22 protein-coding genes are annotated in these 18,519 nt (G+C 28.8%); 16 read left to right on the forward strand and 6 right to left on the reverse strand.

Annotated features, from left to right (window positions below; translation table 11 throughout):
• Positions 1 to 124: 124 nt before the first annotated feature.
• The 3 genes from ACMFBB_RS06160 to ACMFBB_RS06170 all read left to right on the forward strand — a co-directional run bounded on the left by ACMFBB_RS06160 (position 125) and on the right by ACMFBB_RS06170 (position 2,701).
• Complete coding sequence (locus ACMFBB_RS06160; RefSeq protein WP_435263571.1) at positions 125 to 1,120, forward strand: phytanoyl-CoA dioxygenase; 996 nt, start codon at positions 125 to 127, stop codon at positions 1,118 to 1,120.
• A gap of 34 nt (positions 1,121 to 1,154) precedes the next feature.
• On the forward strand, positions 1,155 to 1,742 hold the full coding sequence (locus ACMFBB_RS06165) for an alpha-ketoglutarate-dependent dioxygenase AlkB (protein WP_435263572.1): 588 nt from the start codon (positions 1,155 to 1,157) through the stop codon (positions 1,740 to 1,742).
• A gap of 62 nt (positions 1,743 to 1,804) precedes the next feature.
• Positions 1,805 to 2,701 (forward strand): sterol desaturase family protein, encoded by an 897-nt coding sequence (locus ACMFBB_RS06170; protein WP_435263573.1) that lies wholly within the window; start codon positions 1,805 to 1,807, stop codon positions 2,699 to 2,701.
• 125 nt (positions 2,702 to 2,826) lie between these two features.
• Here the strand turns inward: ACMFBB_RS06170 and ACMFBB_RS06175 are convergent, their stop codons facing one another.
• From ACMFBB_RS06175 to ACMFBB_RS06190, 4 genes are read right to left on the reverse strand one after another with little or no spacing between them, the layout of a single operon-like run.
• Positions 2,827 to 4,464 (reverse strand): ABC transporter substrate-binding protein, encoded by a 1,638-nt coding sequence (locus ACMFBB_RS06175; RefSeq protein WP_435263574.1) that lies wholly within the window; start codon positions 4,462 to 4,464, stop codon positions 2,827 to 2,829.
• Entirely contained in the window at positions 4,421 to 4,933 is a 513-nt protein-coding gene (locus ACMFBB_RS06180; RefSeq protein ID WP_435263575.1) for a DUF4442 domain-containing protein, read from the reverse strand. The genes ACMFBB_RS06175 and ACMFBB_RS06180 overlap by 44 nt, the downstream gene beginning before the upstream one ends.
• Positions 4,934 to 4,940: 7 nt before the next feature.
• On the reverse strand, positions 4,941 to 5,258 hold the full coding sequence (locus ACMFBB_RS06185; RefSeq protein ID WP_435263576.1) for an antibiotic biosynthesis monooxygenase family protein: 318 nt from the start codon (positions 5,256 to 5,258) through the stop codon (positions 4,941 to 4,943).
• Positions 5,255 to 5,755, reverse strand: a complete 501-nt coding sequence (locus ACMFBB_RS06190) for a GNAT family N-acetyltransferase (RefSeq protein ID WP_435263577.1) — start codon at positions 5,753 to 5,755, stop codon at positions 5,255 to 5,257. The genes ACMFBB_RS06185 and ACMFBB_RS06190 overlap by 4 nt, the downstream gene beginning before the upstream one ends.
• 123 nt (positions 5,756 to 5,878) lie before the next feature.
• Here ACMFBB_RS06190 and mtaB point away from each other — a divergent pair, with 123 nt between their 5' ends.
• The 5 genes from mtaB (at position 5,879) to ACMFBB_RS06215 (ending at position 9,885) form a co-directional block, all read left to right on the forward strand.
• Complete coding sequence (gene mtaB, locus ACMFBB_RS06195) at positions 5,879 to 7,195, forward strand: tRNA (N(6)-L-threonylcarbamoyladenosine(37)-C(2))-methylthiotransferase MtaB (protein WP_435263578.1); 1,317 nt, start codon at positions 5,879 to 5,881, stop codon at positions 7,193 to 7,195.
• A gap of 138 nt (positions 7,196 to 7,333) precedes the next feature.
• On the forward strand, positions 7,334 to 8,080 hold the full coding sequence (locus ACMFBB_RS06200; protein WP_435263579.1) for a DUF6438 domain-containing protein: 747 nt from the start codon (positions 7,334 to 7,336) through the stop codon (positions 8,078 to 8,080).
• On the forward strand, positions 8,080 to 8,745 hold the full coding sequence (locus ACMFBB_RS06205; RefSeq protein WP_435263580.1) for an alpha/beta hydrolase: 666 nt from the start codon (positions 8,080 to 8,082) through the stop codon (positions 8,743 to 8,745). The genes ACMFBB_RS06200 and ACMFBB_RS06205 overlap by 1 nt, the downstream gene beginning before the upstream one ends.
• 27 nt (positions 8,746 to 8,772) lie before the next feature.
• On the forward strand, positions 8,773 to 9,678 hold the full coding sequence (locus ACMFBB_RS06210) for a lytic transglycosylase domain-containing protein (protein WP_435263581.1): 906 nt from the start codon (positions 8,773 to 8,775) through the stop codon (positions 9,676 to 9,678).
• Positions 9,679 to 9,885 carry a hypothetical protein gene (locus ACMFBB_RS06215; RefSeq protein WP_435263582.1) on the forward strand — a complete coding sequence of 69 codons (207 nt, stop codon included), beginning with the start codon at positions 9,679 to 9,681 and terminating at the stop codon, positions 9,883 to 9,885.
• Positions 9,886 to 9,891: 6 nt separating this feature from the next.
• On the opposite strand, the gene ACMFBB_RS06220 is transcribed toward ACMFBB_RS06215, so the two are convergent.
• Positions 9,892 to 10,326 (reverse strand): GNAT family N-acetyltransferase, encoded by a 435-nt coding sequence (locus tag ACMFBB_RS06220; protein ID WP_435263583.1) that lies wholly within the window; start codon positions 10,324 to 10,326, stop codon positions 9,892 to 9,894.
• 95 nt (positions 10,327 to 10,421) lie between these two features.
• On the opposite strand from ACMFBB_RS06220, the gene ACMFBB_RS06225 reads away from it, so the two are divergent.
• On the forward strand, positions 10,422 to 10,868 hold the full coding sequence (locus ACMFBB_RS06225) for a GNAT family N-acetyltransferase (RefSeq protein WP_435263584.1): 447 nt from the start codon (positions 10,422 to 10,424) through the stop codon (positions 10,866 to 10,868).
• A 64-nt stretch (positions 10,869 to 10,932) separates the two neighbouring features.
• Here the strand turns inward: ACMFBB_RS06225 and ACMFBB_RS06230 are convergent, their stop codons facing one another.
• Positions 10,933 to 12,195, reverse strand: coding sequence for a Y-family DNA polymerase (locus tag ACMFBB_RS06230; RefSeq protein WP_435263585.1), 1,263 nt, complete (start codon positions 12,193 to 12,195; stop codon positions 10,933 to 10,935).
• Between the two features lie 389 nt (positions 12,196 to 12,584).
• Here ACMFBB_RS06230 and ACMFBB_RS06235 point away from each other — a divergent pair, with 389 nt between their 5' ends.
• The 7 genes from ACMFBB_RS06235 to ACMFBB_RS06265 all read left to right on the forward strand — a co-directional run bounded on the left by ACMFBB_RS06235 (position 12,585) and on the right by ACMFBB_RS06265 (position 18,497).
• Positions 12,585 to 12,986: a GrpB family protein gene (locus ACMFBB_RS06235; RefSeq protein WP_435263586.1), complete on the forward strand. Its 402-nt coding sequence runs from the start codon at positions 12,585 to 12,587 to the stop codon at positions 12,984 to 12,986.
• A gap of 440 nt (positions 12,987 to 13,426) precedes the next feature.
• Positions 13,427 to 14,593: a phytanoyl-CoA dioxygenase family protein gene (locus ACMFBB_RS06240; RefSeq protein ID WP_435263587.1), complete on the forward strand. Its 1,167-nt coding sequence runs from the start codon at positions 13,427 to 13,429 to the stop codon at positions 14,591 to 14,593.
• Positions 14,593 to 15,063: an SET domain-containing protein-lysine N-methyltransferase gene (locus ACMFBB_RS06245; RefSeq protein WP_435263588.1), complete on the forward strand. Its 471-nt coding sequence runs from the start codon at positions 14,593 to 14,595 to the stop codon at positions 15,061 to 15,063. Before ACMFBB_RS06240 ends, ACMFBB_RS06245 begins: the two co-directional genes overlap by 1 nt.
• A 930-nt stretch (positions 15,064 to 15,993) precedes the next feature.
• Entirely contained in the window at positions 15,994 to 16,278 is a 285-nt protein-coding gene (locus tag ACMFBB_RS06250) for a hypothetical protein (RefSeq protein WP_435263589.1), read from the forward strand.
• Between the two features lie 99 nt (positions 16,279 to 16,377).
• Positions 16,378 to 16,662, forward strand: a complete 285-nt coding sequence (locus ACMFBB_RS06255; RefSeq protein WP_435263590.1) for a hypothetical protein — start codon at positions 16,378 to 16,380, stop codon at positions 16,660 to 16,662.
• A 40-nt stretch (positions 16,663 to 16,702) separates the two neighbouring features.
• A complete protein-coding gene (locus ACMFBB_RS06260; RefSeq protein WP_435263591.1) occupies positions 16,703 to 17,608 on the forward strand; it encodes a hypothetical protein in 906 nt (301 codons plus the stop codon).
• A 163-nt stretch (positions 17,609 to 17,771) separates the two neighbouring features.
• On the forward strand, positions 17,772 to 18,497 hold the full coding sequence (locus tag ACMFBB_RS06265) for a hypothetical protein (RefSeq protein WP_435263592.1): 726 nt from the start codon (positions 17,772 to 17,774) through the stop codon (positions 18,495 to 18,497).
• Positions 18,498 to 18,519: the final 22 nt, after the last annotated feature.

Genomic DNA, 18,519 nt, shown 5'->3' on the forward strand with positions numbered 1-18,519 from the left:
CTTATGGAATAAAAAAATATTTCTTATATTCCTTACCATACCTTTAGTATAAGAATCGTCTTAAAAATGAGCTCTATGCTTTCAGCTAAAAAATAAAAAACCAGCTTTCTAAATAAAACACACAATGAATAACAAAGAAATCATTGATAGCATTAAAAAATCAACTTTAGCTATACTAAAATCATCAATTAATCAAACTGAAATTGAAAAAGAACTAAACAACATTCATCTTCATTTTCAAAAACTTACAGAAATAACAGGTTTTGATACTAAAATTGAACATTTAGCTGCCGTTCCTTTGGCAAAAGGAAAAGCTTTAGGGTTAAACCATGCTGCTCAGTGTTTACTTGACTATAAAAGAACTGTAACCTTTTTAAAAGCTGTTGTATTAGCTATTAAAGAAAAGAAAAAAACTCACCCCAAAGAAACCATTCATTTTTTTTATGCTGGTTGTGGTCCATACGCACCTTTCATAACCTTAATAGCACCTCTCTTTACTCCTAAAGAAATACAATTTACCTTATTAGAAATAAATAAGGCTTCCGTTGAATCTGCAAAAAAACTAATTAATTTATTGAATTTAACAGACTATTTTCAAGAATTTTATTTAGCAGATGCCGTAACATTTAAAGTTCCTGAAGCCAGTAAATTTCATATCCTTTTTAGTGAAACCTTAGATGCTTTATTATATAGAGAATCATATGTTCCCATTCTTTACAACTTGCTTCCTCAATTTAATAAAAATGTCATCTTAATTCCTGAAAATGTTCTTATAAACATGAGTTTATCAAATAACTCTAAATCAAATTCTGATTTTACTGAACAAAAAATAGAAACTATTTTAGATGTAAGAAAAGCTATCTCCTCATGCAAACAACACCCTATACCAATGCGATTGCCTGACAAAAAAATAGACTTCTCATCATTAAATATGAATACGTATAAAAGTATATTACTAGATACTCAAGTACATGTTTATAATGATATTTGGTTGAAAAGAAGTGAATCTTCATTAACATTACCGTTAGAAATAACTTTAGAACAACCTTTTAAAAATGAAGCTATTATTTTCACCTATCAAATTGAACCTTCTATAGAATTAAAGTGTAAATTGGCCTAAGCAAGCTATTTCGAATACAAAAATTAAACTAAAAATGAGACTTCCTTTAGATTGTTTAGTTGAATACAAACCTGATTTCTTAACACAAAATGAGGCTGATTCTCTATATAAAACTTTAATTAATGAATATAAAATACATGAAAAACAACTAGCTGTCACTGTAGGAGAAGAAATAATATTAACCGATAGTTTTAAAATTTTATTTACTTCTGAAAAGTCAATACAACTTAATAGCTATCCTGAAAACATTCATGGAAAAGCCTTTATTTGGTTAGGCTTAATGGCTAAACTTAAAGAACGTGTTGAACAGTTTACTGGAAACACATTTGAAATTGCCATGTGTTTATTTTACCCTGATGGGAACTACTTTGCGCCTTATCATTTTGATCAACAAACATCAGGATACAAAACTATTTTACCTTCCATTAGTTTAGGTGAAACTCGTCAATTTAGCTTTAAGAAAAACGATACAGAAAAAGTTTATTCTTTAGATTTAGCGAATGGTAGTTTATTAGTAATGAAAGACTACTCTCAAGAAAGGTACACTCATAGTTTGCCTAAAAACCCAGCCTATAAAAACGGTAGAATAAACATTACTTTTCGAGAATCTGGTTTTAAATAATTTTAAAAAAAATCTTGCATCTTTTTGTTCCCTCTTAACGTCTACAAAAGAAAACAAAAACGATGAACAAAACACTATCAGTTTTAGCAGTACCGTTACTTTTAATATCAACCAGTATTTTTAGTTTTTTTACCATAAAAAACAATTGGGATTTTGAACTTTCATCCTATATTATTTTCCTTTTTACTTTAATTTATATTCTATTTTTAGAAAAAAAAATCCCTTTAAAAAAAGAATGGAAGTCTGCAAAAAAATCTATCTGGATAGATCTTAAACATTTAATTTTTTCAGCAGCTTTATTTGATGCATTAGGGAAAATGATTACATTGTACATAGTACTCGTTTTACAAGATTTTTTTTCCTTCCATATAAATTTATGGGACACAATACCTCTTATAATTACGTATATTATAGCTAATTTAATAGGAGAATTTCTCCCTTATTTATATCATAGAGTTAGCCATAAAGGAAATAAAAAATCAAATTTAAGTGTTTTTTTATGGAAAATTCACGCGATACACCATATCCCCAAAAAACTAAACTGGTTTAAAACTAATTGGATGCATCCCATCAATATGTTTGCAAATGTTATATTTAAAATGCTACCTCTTTTCTTATTAGGTTTTAGTAAAGAAATAATTTATTTAGTAGGTATTACTCATATAATAATAGCCTATATTTCTCATGCGAATATTTATACACAAAAAAGTTTTTGGGATTATATTATTGTTACCCCGCATATTCATCATTTTCATCACAGTAAAAATATAAAAGAAGCCAAAAACTTTGGTAATACTTTCCCTTTTTGGGATTTGTTATTAGGCTCATACTATAATAGAGTTGGTTCTGTTAAACAGGTAGGTGTTCTAGAAGATGTAAATAATAACTATCCTGATAAAAATAACTATTTAAAACATATAGCATACCCGTTTTATAGTTTTAAAACTTGCTGTAAATAATTGTTAAATCAAGAAAACACAAAAAAATATTCAATTGATTATTATACATAATAATCTTACTACATTCTTTTTTTGTGTTTTCTTATTTATCTATCTGCTTCACAAAAAACTATAAAAGAATACTACTATTTCAGTTTTATTACTCGTTTCAAATTCAATAAATCAATTGGATTAATTCCTAAACCCTTAATATTATTTTGACTAAACCTAATTACTTCATCATAATACAAAGGAACTACTGGAGCTTCATTAATAATAATACTATCCATTTTTTGATATAATTTATATCTTTTTTTATTGTTTACTTCTTTAATAGATAACTCGTACAATAAATCGAAATATTCATTTTTAAAATGAGTATAATTAGGCCCATTTGGAGTGAAATTTTTACTATAAAATAATGATACATAATTTTCAGCATCTGGGTAATCTGCAATCCAACTAGCCCTAAAAACAGGTAGCTTACCACTTGCTTTTCCCTGACGTAGTGTAGATGGAGGAATTACATCAACATTAGTTTTCAAACCTATCTTTTGTAATTCCCGTTGAATAAACTCACATAAATCTAAGTAGTTGCTATTAGTAGTAATTGTTATTTCAGGTACTTTATTTCCAGTTTCTTTTATATAATATTCTACCAATTTTTTAGCTTTTAAAGGATTGTAAGAATACCCTGTTTGATTATTAAATGAAGGCAACCCTTTTGGTATAAATCCACTTAATGCTGGAATCCCAATACCATTCCGTAAAAATTTAATCATCTTTTCACGATCAAATCCATAATTAATTGCTTGACGTATCCATTTAGATTGAATTGGTGATTTTTTTTCACCTTCTAAATAAACACCTAAATATTCTGTATTTAAATATGGCCCTGTTTGCATTTGAATTTTATCAATATATTTCTTTTTTAAGGTTCCTTTAGTCGTTAAAATATCATCTTTATAAGAAGCATCTAAACTTTTCATAAAATCCAAATTACCTTGAATAAATTGTAAAAATTCACTTTGTTTATCTGGTAAAAAAGTAACAGCTACTGCTTCTAAATAAGGTAATTTATTACCTTGCGAATCAACCTCAAAATATAAGGGATTTTTACGTAATACTAGCTTGGTATTCTCCACCCATAATTTAAATTGAAATGGTCCAGTACCAATTGGATTCGCCCTAAACCTATCACCAAAATGTTCTATAGCTTCTTTAGGAACTACTGAACAATATTTCATTGCTAACAATCCTAAAAAAGGAGGAAAAGATTGTTTTAAATTAATCGAAAAAACAGAATCATTTTCTGCTTTGAAGCTATCTACATTTTGTAATACCCAACCACCAGGTGAGCTTACATTTTCATCTAACAATCTGTTAAATGAATATTCAAAATCAAGAGCATTTACATTTCTTGTTTTTTCTTTTCCAAACAATTCATGAGCATGAAAAAAAACATCATTTCTTAAAATAAACTTATACTTTCTTCCATCATTAGAGATAGTCCAGCTTTTAGCTAAATCTGGTTGTATAAGTAAACTATCATCTAACTGAACTAAACCATTAAATAATTGATTAACTGCCCAAATATTCCTCTGATCTTTTGAGAAAGCAGGATCTAATGATGTAATATTAGAATGTTCATTGTAACGAAACACTTGTGTCTCTTTAAAATTACTTTTCTCATTTTTACATGAAACTAGAATTAAAACAACTGTAAAAATTAATAAAAAACTATTTGCGTTTTCTTTTATTTTTATAATACCTTTTGTTTGCAATGTATATGGTTTTAGAAACTTCCACAAAAACAGTAGAACCTTCTTTATTTAAAATTTTTATTTCTTTAATTAAATCTATTTCTTTTTCTTCTTTAACACGGTCTTTTATAACTTCTACCTCATCTTTCGTAAAAGTAAAATTAACGTATCCATTTTCTTTTACAGGTCTTTTAAAATTAATAGTCGTTTTTTTATCCCAAACAACATAATCATTTCCTAAAACATGCATTAACTGAATCATAAAAATAGGATCAGTAGCAGCAAACAAACTTCCTCCAAATATCGATCCTACATAATTTTTATTTTTATAACTAATAGGAATTTTGACGGTAACCTCTAATAAATCATCAGAAACACTTGTTATTCTACCTGTAGACCTTCTATACATTGGTGACAGATTGAAACCATACTTAAATATAGTATTTTGCTTTAAAAACTTTTTTAAAATAACAGATATTTTTGCGTACATTTAGTTATTATTTTTCAAATCCATACTCTCGTTCTACTTTACAAATACGTAGTTGGTATTTTTTATACCATCTTTCTCTCCCTATATCTCTCGCTTCGGTATGCTCAATATTATTTTTCCAATTGGTAATTGCGTCTAAATCTTTCCAATAAGAAACAGTAATTCCAACATCACTTCTTGCTGACTCTACTCCCAAATACCCTTTCTGTTTTTTTGCTAATTCAGCCATTTTTTCGGCCATTTCATAATATCCTACAATTTTTTCAGATAATTGAGTGGTAAAAATCACTGCATAATAAGGTGGTGTAAGTGTATCTTCTATCATAAATAAAGTTCATATTTAGTTTCTGGTAAGCCAATATCATCACTTATAAATTTCTTAACAATTTTAAAATTATGTCGTTCAATAATTTTGGCAGATGCAATATTGTCATCAACTACAAACCCTACTATTTTTTTCATTCCTAATTTCCTACAGTAGGTAATTAAGCTTGCACAAATTTCACTAGCATATCCTTTTCCCCAATACTTTTCTAAAAACCGATATCCAATTTCATCATCTTCTCCATCTTTAACCAAAGCCAAAGTACCTATAAATTCATTGTCTATTTTGCTTTCAATAGCGTAAATCCAAAAATCATTATTGGATTCATCATACTTAACAATCAATTCTTTTAGCTCTTTTTCACATTCAGGCAGTGTTTTCACTTCTCCTGTTGCATATTGTAAAACCAGTGGATTACTTTCTAACTCATAAAAAGGATTTAAATCTGTTAAAACAAGTTTTCTAACAAGTAATCTTTCCGTTTCAAAAATCATCATAAATTAAGTACTTTTGCAGTTTATAACCTGTCAGTGACAGAACAAGTAATACAATCATACGAACTTCCAAAAAATTAAAGACTTATACAAGTTTTTTGTTTTTTATTAAGGATAGAGAGAAGAATGAACGCAGATAAAAAAGTAGCTTTTTACACATTAGGGTGTAAATTAAATTTTTCAGAAACTTCTACAATTGCTAGAAACTTTGTAAACGAAGGCTTTAACCGTGTTGAATTTGAAGAAAAAGCAGATGTATACGTTATTAACACATGTTCAGTAACTGACAATGCTGATAAACGATTTAAATCAGTGGTAAAATCTGCCTTAAAACAAAATGAAAAGGCTTTTGTTATAGGAGTTGGTTGCTATGCGCAATTAAAACCTGAAGAGTTAGCAAATGTTGATGGCGTAGATTTAGTATTAGGTGCTACCGAAAAATTTAATGTTACCAGTTATATCAATGATTTAACAAAAAATGATATAGGTGAAGTACATTCGTGTGAAATTGAAGAAGCCGACTTTTATGTTGGTTCTTATTCTATTGGAGATAGAACACGTGCTTTTTTAAAAGTTCAAGATGGGTGTGATTATAAATGCACCTATTGTACTATTCCATTAGCCCGAGGAATATCTAGAAGTGATACTTTAGAAAATGTTTTAAAAAATGCTAAAGAAATTTCTGAAAAAGGAATTAAAGAAATTGTACTTACTGGTGTTAATATTGGCGACTATGGTAAAGGAGAATTTGGAAATAAAAGACACGAGCATACTTTTTTAGAATTAGTAAAAGCCTTAGAAAAAGTAGAAGGTATTCATCGTTTGCGTATTTCTTCTATTGAGCCAAATCTATTAAAAGATGAAACTATAGATTTTGTTTCAAACTCAAACACGTTTGTTCCTCATTTCCATATTCCATTACAATCTGGTAGCGATATTTTATTAAAAAAAATGAAGCGTCGTTATATGAAAAGAATATACACTAACAGAGTTACAAAAATTAAACAAGTAATGCCAAACGCTTGTATTGGTGTTGATGTTATTGTTGGTTTTCCTGGTGAAACAGATGAGTTATTCTTGGAAACGTACAACTACTTAAGTGAAATGAACATCTCTTATTTACATGTTTTTACATATTCTGAAAGACCAAATACTGAAGCGATTAAAATGGATGGAATAGTTCCTAAAAATATTCGTGCAAAGCGTAGTAAAATGTTGAGAGGCTTATCTGTAAAAAAACGAAGAGCTTTTTATGAAAGTCAAATCAATAATACACTAACTGTTTTATTTGAAAGCGAAAATAAAGAAGGGTACATACACGGTTTCACTGAAAACTATGTAAAAGTAAAAACTCCTTGGAACCCTGAGTTAGCTAACACCTTACATAAAGTTACCTTAACTAAAATTGATGACGATGGTATTGTTCGATTTGAATTTTGTTAGTATATATACCACAATAATTAAAAACCCTTTTCTATTTTATAGTTCCACGAACTGATAAAAAATTCGATTTGCATATTTTATTAGATTGAAATGATGTACTTTTAGTGTACTATTATTTCAATCTAACAAAATCATATTATGAAGTACCTCTTGTCCTCTATTTTTTTATTAATTTTAAATTGTAGCTCTCCCAAAAAAACAGTTCCTGCGAAAGAAAACATTAACGAATCGACAGAAAATACAGAAACACAAAAAGTAAACACCTCGAAAGTTAATAACAACGAATTAATTGTTGTCCTTAACAATAGTAAAAGTAGCAATGATGTTAAAAGCTTAGTAAAAAATAGTGGATTAACGTGGAATAAAACGGCCTATGATACTAAAACTACAACTATAGGTATTATTACTGTTCCAAAAGATCAACAAGATATTTGGATTAAACGCTTACAAGAAACTGGAGAATTTAGGTTTATAGCTAAAAACTCTGCTAAAGCACTAAAAATCTTAATAGAGAAAGAAAAAAACACGTTAATAAGCCTTCGTAAAACTGCATGCTTTGGAGATTGTCCTGAATATAATTTTTCTATAGATAAAGATGGTAATGCTCAATACAACGGAATTAAATCAGTTACCGTAAAAGGAATACACCAATTTAAACTTACTGAAAAAGAATTTAAAACCTTGAAAGAAAAACTATCTAAAAAAAGTTTTGAAAGCTTTAATGATGTATACGATAACCCTAGAGTAATGGATTTAGCAAGTACTTACATTACTTATCAAAACAAACAAATTAAAATTCGTTTATGGAATGATATCCCTGATGAGTTAATAGATATCCATGAGTACATTGAAAGCTTATTATTAGAGAAAAAATTCTATGAATAATGCAAAAACAGCATATCTATTTTGTTCCAGGTTTAGCAGCTAACACCAAAATATTTGAACACATTACTTTATCAGAAGATAAATTCGACCTTCACTTTTTAGAATGGATACTACCAACATCTGTTGACGAAAGCATACAGGAATACTCTAAACGCATGTGTGCTGGTATTAAACATGAAAATCCTATTTTAATTGGTGTTTCTTTTGGTGGAATCATGGTGCAAGAAATGAGTAAACATATTCAACACAAAAAAGTAATCATCATTTCAAGTATTAAAAGTAATGAAGAATTACCTAAACGTTTAAAAATTGCCCAAGTAACTAAAGCATATAAATTATTTCCTACTAAAATAATTTCAAATATTGAAAAATATGAGCAATACTTTTTTAATGACTATCTAAAAAAGAGAGCTGAGTTATATAAAGTGTATTTATCAATAAGACATGAAGATTATTTACATTGGGCAATATATAATGTATTACACTGGAAACAAGAAGAACAACTCATTGATATTGTGCACATTCATGGCGACAAAGATGAAATTTTTCCTATCAAAAATATTAAGAACTCTATTCTTGTAAAAAATGGCACGCACATCATGATATTAAATAAAGCAAAAACTATATCAAAAATTTTAGAAAGGGAATGTTTTTTGCTAACTTAGTAAAAGGAACAGTTAAATGAAAAGAAAATGAATAAACTAATACGATTTATACCTATAATAATCTTAATCAGTTTAGCTCTTTTGCTAATGAATACTATCAGTAAAGACAAAGAGCCTGTTGTAAAAAATGTTGCTGAAAGCTATGAAATAAAAGCTATTAAAGTTCCTCAAAATATGGAATTAGCTGGAGAGCAAGTTCCTTTAGGCAGAAATGATATTAAAGAACGAATGGATCGTGAATTATTAGTGAACACCTATTGGCAATCAAACGGTTTACTACTTATAAAACGCGCGCACAAATTTTTCCCTATCATTGAGCCTTTATTAAAGAAATACGATTTACCGGATGATTTTAAATACTTATGTGTAGCTGAAAGTGCATTAATAAACATACCCTCATCAAAAGGTGCTGCTGGTTATTGGCATTTTTTACCTTCAACTGGTCGTGAATTTGGATTAGAAGTTAATAGAAATGTTGATGAGCGCTATAACCTAGAAAAATCTACTAGAGTAGCTGCTGCTTACTTAAAAAAAGCCAAGAAAAAATTCGGTTCTTGGACACTCGCAGCCGCCGCTTATAATGCTGGAAATGGTAGAATTTCTCAACGTTTAAAGCAACAACAGGTAACTGATTATTACGATTTATTATTGAATACAGAAACAGGAAGGTATGTTTTCAGAATCTTAGCATTAAAGGAAGTCTTATCCAACCCTGAAAAATATGGCTTTGTATTTGATCAAGAAGATTTGTATACATTTCCTACAACTTATGAAGTTAAGATTGATACTGCCATTACTAACATCGCAAGTTTTGCCAAAAATTATGGGATTACCTATAAAGATCTAAAAATAGTAAATCCTTGGCTTAGAGAAACGAAACTAAATAATAAAAGTAGAAAAGAATATATAATAAAAATACCTACCTCTAAATAAATGAAAAAGATTCTTCCTTACCTATACATCGTTATTGGTGTATTTATAATCGTTGGTACAATAAACAATGTTTTACAAGAAAAAAGTTCTTATCGAGTATTACTTAACTTTCATACTGAGAGTAAATTAATTTTTCTAGCTGTAAGAGCTCTTTTTGCTAGTTGGTTTCTATTTGATGGTATTAAAAAATTAAAAAATAAAGAATAACTAACTTTATACATTGACAGCCATCACATAATGTTCCCCTACTTTTTCTATAACAAAGGTTTCTCCTACTATAACAAAGCCTAATCGTTTATAAAAAGAAGAAGCTTTTTCTCGTGCATTACACCATAAAACAGCAACCCCATCATTTCTTAGTAAGGATAACGCTTCATTTACAAGTTGTTTACCAATCCCTTTTCCTCGTACTTCAGTTAAAGTTGCCATTCCTCTTAATTGATATTGATTATGAGTAAAGTTATTATTTTTACTTCTCATCAGTGTTACAATACCTACTAACTTGTTATTTAAAAAAGCCCCTAAATGATATGTTTCATCATCAAAATCACCAGCAAATTTATACGGTAAATCAATCCCTTTCCTTAAAATCTCTTTTCTTATCAAATAAGTATCTGTTGCCTTAATTTTTTTAATTACAGTATCCATTTTTATAATTTTATCCCTTAATTTTACACAAATTTAGTATTAAAAAGAAATTCTAATCTAAAAATAAGAAGCATTTAATATTTAACTGTTTATTTATGAATTTAATATTTAAACCTATAAGTAAAGAGAGCATTTCACAAATTATGCCTTTATTAACTATTGTAAACACTACTACCCCTACTGATATTTTAAAATTACGTGTTGAAGAAATGACCACCTATTCAAACTACGAGTGTGTAGGGGCTTTTGATAATGATAAATTAATAGGTATTTGCGGACTTTGGTACAGTACAAGGCATTATATTGGTAAAAGTGTTGAACCTGACCATGTTGTTATTGATGAGACCTACCGTGGTAAAAATATTGGTAAACAATTTTTTACTTGGATTTATGAATACACAAAATCAAAGGGATGCGAAGCAATGGAGTTAAACACCTATACAGGAAATAGAAAATCTCATAAGTTTTATTATAATGAAGGGTTTGAAATCTATGGGTTTCATTTTCTAAAAGTGCTAAGGGAAGATAACTCCTTTTACTAATTAACTACGATTTTTTTAATGGATGTGAAGTAGCGATACAAACACCATTTACACTAGTAGCATATTATTTTACAGAAATTACATCTTTCAATCGCGTAGTGTAGTTGGGTGACAACTTCTCTTGCCTCATGATCCAAGTTCGATTTGGATTTTGAGTTGCCATTTTAACAATATCTTTATGATACTTGGTATTCATTTTGTCAATAGCACTCATTAACGGTTGCATTTTATATCCTTCATTACCAAATATTGTTAATTGTTGAGAAATCATTGGTGTAATATTACCAACAATTACTCCTGCCTTTTTATACTTATACCCTTCTTTAAAAATGCGCTTTAACCCTAAAATAGCGTAGGTATTTAAATCATTATTAATATTTGAAGCGTACGGAAGAGTAACTACCGTACTTCTTGAATATTGCTGTGCACCCTGTTTATGCTTATTGGTAGAAACAAAAACAATCACATAACCACAGTGCGAACCTTGTTTTCGTAACTTTTTAGCACACTCAACTGCAAATGTTGAAACACGCTCTCTAACATCATCAAACTTCATTAAATCACTAGCAAAAGAACGTGTAGTAGCAATGTTTTTTTTTTCTTTCACTCCTTCATCTAATTCCAAAGTTTGCAAACCTCTCAAATCTCTTTGAAGTCTCATACCCACAATACTCATATTTTTCTTCACCCAATCAGGATGTAATTGTGTAAAATCATACCCCGTATTTACATTCAAAGCTCTAAGCTTTTTAGCATACTTTCTACCAATACCCCAAACATCTTCAATAGCTAACCATTTAAGAGCTTTAATACGTTTTTCTTCAGAATCTATAATATGAACTCCTTTGGTTTCTGCAGAAAATTTTTTAGCCACCCTGTTAGCCACTTTACTCAATGCCTTGGTTGGTGCAAGACCTATTGATATAGGAATTCCTGTCCATTTCCCTACACATTGTTTCATTTCTAAACAATGCTCTCTAATATTAAAATGCTTTTCAAAGCCTTCAAATTTTAAAAAAGATTCATCAATAGAATAAATTTCAATATCAGGAGTATATTTCTGTAATATATTCATTACACGCTCACTCATATCAGCATATAGCGGATAATTAGAACTAAACACATGAATATTGTGTTGGTCAAAAAATGATTTGTATTTAAAAGCTACAGCTCCCATTGGAAGCCTCAAATCTTTAACTTCGTTTGAACGTGCAATAACGCACCCATCATTGTTACTTAAAACAACGATAGGTTTAGTATTTAAATCTGGACGAAAAAGCCTTTCACAAGAGGCATAAAAATTATTACAATCAACCAATGCAAACATATTACAAATATAAATTAAAATATGTTTGAATTCGATTTTGTTAATAAATTATATTTTCAACAATTGTTTAAACAAAACAATTATTGGTTTTCGCTTTGCCAAAAGCATTTATATTTCTTACGTTTGCAACACAAAAATTGTAAGAATACTTAATTCTTATACATGCATTTTTTAGGATATATACCTAACAAAATAAAGAATCTTAGATACTCCTAAAGTATCCTTAGTACCTCTTTATATATTTGCACTACTACTACTACTACTACTACTACTACTACTACTACTACTACTACTACTACTACTTTTGTACGTAACTATAATCCAATAAGCGAGAACTTTGTTCTCTATATAAAGATTTATGAGCAAGCTTAAAAACACAAGCTAATAGAATGAAAAAAAAACTCCGTGACTTGACTAAAGATGACTGGTATATTTTATTTCCAATTGAATTAGTAGACCATAATCCAGAATGGATTACTATTTACGAAAATGAAAAAAAACGAATCTTAAATAAAATAGAAAAAGAAACTATAGTACGTATAGAGCACTTTGGAAGCTCATCAATTCCCAGAATTAAATCCAAAGCTTATATAGACTTAATGATTGAGGTTTCTAAAGAAAAACTATTTGATAATACTATTATTGATCAATTTACAGAATTAGGATATTCACATTTTATAGTACCAAAAAGGGAAGCTATTGAAACTTATTCATCTTTTGAAAAGGGGTATAATTTAGATGGTACTAAAGAACAGGTTTTCCATATTCATATGTCCCAAAACACAATGTAATGTGGAAACAAATTGATTTCCGGGATTTACTAAACTCCAACGAAAAAAGAGCAAAAGAATATAAAATTTAAAACTAAAATTAGCTTAGAAATTCAAAAATGACCGAGGTGCGTATGTTTTATGAAAAACTGATTTTATAAGTGATACATTGAAATTAACAGTTAAATAAAGCAAATGTACAACAACAACTAAACTGTATAAACGCAGTTTAACCAAATAGTTTATACTTTGATAACATCATCTAATTAAAGAATGAAAAATAAAGTAACACTTATAACTTTAAACAATCAAGGTCATAATGGAATGACTGACAATGATGATTATAAAAGAGAATTAAAAAAAATATTATCAGAATAAAAGAATTCACAACACTATGTAAAACGCATTAAAACACATTTTACACAAACCATTCACCACAATAAATATAAAAATCAACAATTATGCTTAAAAAATCTAAGCTTTTCTTTTCCATGAACTTAAGTTATTACTACTTGTTAGGAAAACTAAAATTTTCACATGTTATTTTATCTCAAAATGTCAGAAATAAATTACCTGTAGGTTGGAATTTCAAAATGTTTTGGACAGCTTTTAAAACAGGAGGCACGCGAATTTATAATGATTATTATTCTGAGATGAAGGAACCAAAGTCTTTTAAACCAAAAACAAAGGTAGCACCTCCATTTAAACTGAGTGAAAAGGAGCTCCAATTTTTCTATGAAAATGGCTATGTTGGTCCTTTTGACTTGGTATCTCCTCAAGAAGCAGAACAATTGAAGCAACACTTAATCAAATCAATTTTACCTTCTGAATCAAAAACATGGAAATATGAATTTGAAGAAAAATCTGGTATTGCAGATGATTTATTTCCAGATAGTAAAGAAGAAGAACTAACGCCTGCTTATAAGAAGTCAATAATGAGTCATGTGAATAAGACCAATCGTCATTTTGATTCAGAACAATTACTGAATATATTTCAAAAACCAGAAATAGTAGAACGAAGTGCACAACTGTTGGGTCCTGACTTATTATTATGGAGATCAGATTGCTTTGAGGTGCCAGGTAAAAAGGAAGGTACACCATGGCACCAATCTAGTAATTGGCTACTTCATAATATGAGAGAATCAGTTGTTAACCCTCCTAACAACGAAGAACTATTTCAACTCACTTGCTGGATTGCATTGACAGATGCCAATAAAGATAGAGGGTGTATGAAAGTTATTCCTGGCACACACAAGAAAATGTACCCACTTATTGTAAATAGAGATCCCAATGGCATTAATGACCTTTATAGGTATGATAAAGGAAGAATAGATTTTCCATTTGAAAAGGCTACCGAACAACTTATTGAAGCTAAAGCTGGACAGTTTTTTTTGTTTAGCGAACGTGTAATACATGGCTCCGTATCGAATTCTACTGATGAATCAAGGTGGGCTGTTAATTGTAGAATCGGTAAAACTAACACCCGTTTTTACACAAAAAACATGTTTAAGCAAGGACATCAAATAACTTATCACAAACTTAAAAATGTGAGTCTTCATAAATGGAAAGCTATACTGCTAAGAGGCGAAGATAAATATGGATATAATAAACTTTTAAATCAAAAATAATGAGTAAAGTTAAAATAAAAAAAACATCCCTAAATGGCGATGGTGTATTTGCGGTAACATCTTTTAATAAAGGAGAAACCGTTATTGTTGGAAGAAAGCTAAAAGAACTAGATGCAAACCACTCTCATGCTTCCCAAATAAGCAAGAACACGTTTATTCTTCATGATGAGATAACTAGAATCGTTAATCATTCCTGTAATCCTAATTGTGGTATTGAATTAAACTCTTCAGGGGCTCATAACTATGTTGCCATTAAACACATTAGTGCTGGAGAAGAAGTGTCATTTGATTATGCAATGAGAAATTATACCATTGAGCATTTTCCTCCTATCTGCCAATGTGGTGCTAAACAATGCCGTGAAAAAATTACAGGTTGGAAAGATTTACCCTTAGAGAAAAAAGAAGAATATCGCTCTTGGGCAGCTCCTTATCTTTTAGAGTTAGAATTAGAAGCCATGAAAGTTTCTTAAAATAGAAAAGCACAAAAAATAGAGCAAAAAACTTACAAAGTGCAATAGCTGCTAGATATCGCTATTGCACTTTTTACTGACTAGTAGCTATAATTCAACATCAGTAATTAATTTAAGCTAGCGTTTGGACTTTAAAAGGTAAAATTTAATTTATTTGACATCTAAAACACAAAAAATGAAAATCCAAAATATATTCTTCTCCTATTCATAAGTTTATTTATTGTTAAAAGTTGTGATTACAAAAATCATCCCTCAAAACTACCTTCATCTTTTTCTGAATCAAACTTACCCTCTAAATTACTTAATAGTGAAAGAATTACAATGAAATTTGGAAGTTATAACATCAAAGTTCTTTATAAAAATTCTAACCTAAGGGTCTATGATCTATATAGCTAGAATGATGGTAAAAAACAACAAGAACATTTGCTGTTGTTCAGTATCTAAAGACTATAGACAGTATCGTTTTAAACGAACATATTCAAATTTTGAATGATCAATCAATAGGAAAAGTTTTTAAGGAGAATCAATGAATAATTGAAAAGAAAAACTTTTTTATACTGAAATCTCACCTTCATCAGATTATACTAAGGTATATAAGTTAATGGAAAATATTACTCCTGCCAAATTAGCAATGTACACATATGCATTTAACATAAAAAAGACGGAAAAAGCTATCAATATGCAATAGTTTATGAAGTAAATTATCCAGATTACCTTAGTTTAAATGATTTAAAAAAATCAGTCAGAATAAATATCAACATTTAAAAAAAATTGATTCAATTCAAATATTTAAACAAGTAAAGAATGAAATAAAAAACAGGTGAAAAATTATGAATTGGTTATAACATTCTGTATAATTAATTATTTAAATACCTATTTGAAATAAACTAGAAACAGTATCCTAAAAAAAATAACAAACAGCAAGTTAACATGCTTAAAGACAAATTTTCAAACAAAGGCAATATTGGAAAAGTAACTACTGTAACAGAAAAAACGTTCTATAAAAACACCCGAATGGAAATAGGTTTCGGACAAGAAATAGAACGAAACGGAAATGATATTTTTTTTTACAAAGCAGGTGATACATTTTCCTGTTCCTCGATTTTTGCTTACAATAAAAAATCAAAATGGGGAATAGTTATAATGATAAACCATAAAAATCCCGATTTGATGAGAGAGTTGATTAACACGATTTATGAACAAGGATTGAAATAAAAACGTTTGCTAACTTAAGAGACCTATAATACACAGTACCATGTGGGTTATTTCCTTACCATACACTAAACATTGTGGCAATTCAATCGAAAATCTAAAATGAAAAAAGAACTAAAAATAATGCTAATAGCCGATGGATTGGTTAGTTTTTACCAATGTAAGAAAAAAGTAAATATTTCAAATGAAATACATCATCAAGGAAAACCAAAGATTGACCTTGAAAACACAAAAAAATTAGACAGTTTAGATATTAATTTCAAACTCAAAGGGGACTGTTATACATTTAGCAGTAAAGAAAAGACTAAAGAGTCAAATAGAGAAACATATTCAGAGAATACCCCATACTTAATAAGTGGCTCATATTTAAAAAACTACATATTTTAAACACATAAAAATCTACACACAAAAATTTACAAAAAAAAAAATGAAAAAAACGCTATTACTTCTATTAATAATTTCGTCTTTCACCTATGGACAAACGAAATATGATAAACATGATGGACTAATTTCAGAAGCAAATAAATTGAGAAAAGACGGAAATTATAAACTAGCTATTCTGAAATATAGAAATGCGCTGGAAATACTAACTCCAAATTCAAGTACTCCATTTTTTAATTTAGCAGAATGCGCTTTAATTTTAAACGATTTGACTCTTGCAGACCAATGGATAAGAAAAGGAGTTTCGATTGGAGGAGCACCAAAGAGCTATTTAAAAAACTACAAGGGCTTTTTAGAAATTCAAGAAAAAGAATTTTATAAAAACATAGTATCGGATTATAATAAACTTAGACAAGAATACTTTTCAACCATTGAAGATATAGATTTATATTTAAAAATAGAAGAATTAACTGCTAGAGACCAATTCGTAAGAAAAGTTGGTATTTATTTAGATGGCTATAGCGAAGTTGATTATCAAAATTCTGGAACAGGATATAGTAAAGCCATGAAGTCAAATGATACTATAAAAGTAAAAGAACTGAGAAAAATTTTATTCCATAAAACGAAAAATGAACACAGAAAAACAACTTCTGAACTTATGAAAAGAGTAGACTCCTTGAACATTGCAAGACTGATGGAAATAACTGAAAAACACGGATGGCAAGAGAGAGCTTGGATAATATTATGGCATCAAAGAGGAACATACGGAGAAGATAATTACATTTGGAATTACTTTAAACCTCTAATTAACCGAGAGATTGAAGAGGGGAAATTAAGTAGAAATTTTTGGATTATTTTTGAAGCTCATCAAGAAATGATAAAGCGAATGAAAAAAGGAGATTTTAAATCTATTAAACTTAGTAAAAATTCAAAAAATGAAATTAAAAAGTAAAAAAATAAATACTATTTTTACAACAACCATAAATACCTAACCGTAAACTTCTTAACCCTGAACCGAAAGCCTTCGAGGAATTTTCAAGCTGATGTTTACTTACAAAGTTAACTATCCCCACTCAACGCACCATAACTGAACCATTAAGAAAAATTAAAAAAATATGAGAAAATTAAAATTATGTAGTCTGTTTTTATTCACACTAGTCTTTGCTTGCTCTGACACTATTGAAAATGAAGAGTTTTCAATTGGAATTGAATTTTTAAATGATAAATTAGAAGTTGACCAACCGGTTTCTTTTAAATTAAAATCAAATCAAAATATTATAAGCTATAGTGTCTCTACTAATTCTTATGCTGCTAATGATAGTGGAGATAATAATATTACTTTTAGTAATTCTGTTGTAAAATCAAACCAATCAAATTATGGAAAAACTGTTGATATAATTGTAAGCTTTGGTAAAATTGGGAAGAATTCAATTTATTTGTCCGTTCAAAACGAAAGAAACGAAATACTAAAAAAAGAATTTCAAGTTGAGGTATCAAAAGGAACATCCGTTAAAATAAAAAGCCTAAAAATAATATCGTTTAAAAAAATTAACGAAACTTGGGATCCTGAATATTCAAATAATGATATTAATCGGTTAGCAGATTTAAAGTTTTCTCTCGAGAAGACTCACATTGGGATATCTTTATTTAATGAAATATTATATGGGAATTCTATTTGGTATATATCCGAAGTTTTAGAAAATCAAGGTAACTTGAATTGGGATTTAAGTAATAAGGATTTAAATATTAATCCAAACTTTACAATGACATTTAGTTTAGGTGACGTTGATAGTAATGGTTTTACAGAAGATCTTCTTTTAGCACCCTCCTTTCTCGGTTGATTTTAGTTTTAAGGATTATATT

This window comes from Tenacibaculum sp. nBUS_03 (assembly GCF_051201695.1).
In the GTDB taxonomy this organism is placed as follows: Bacteria; Bacteroidota; Bacteroidia; order Flavobacteriales; family Flavobacteriaceae; genus Polaribacter.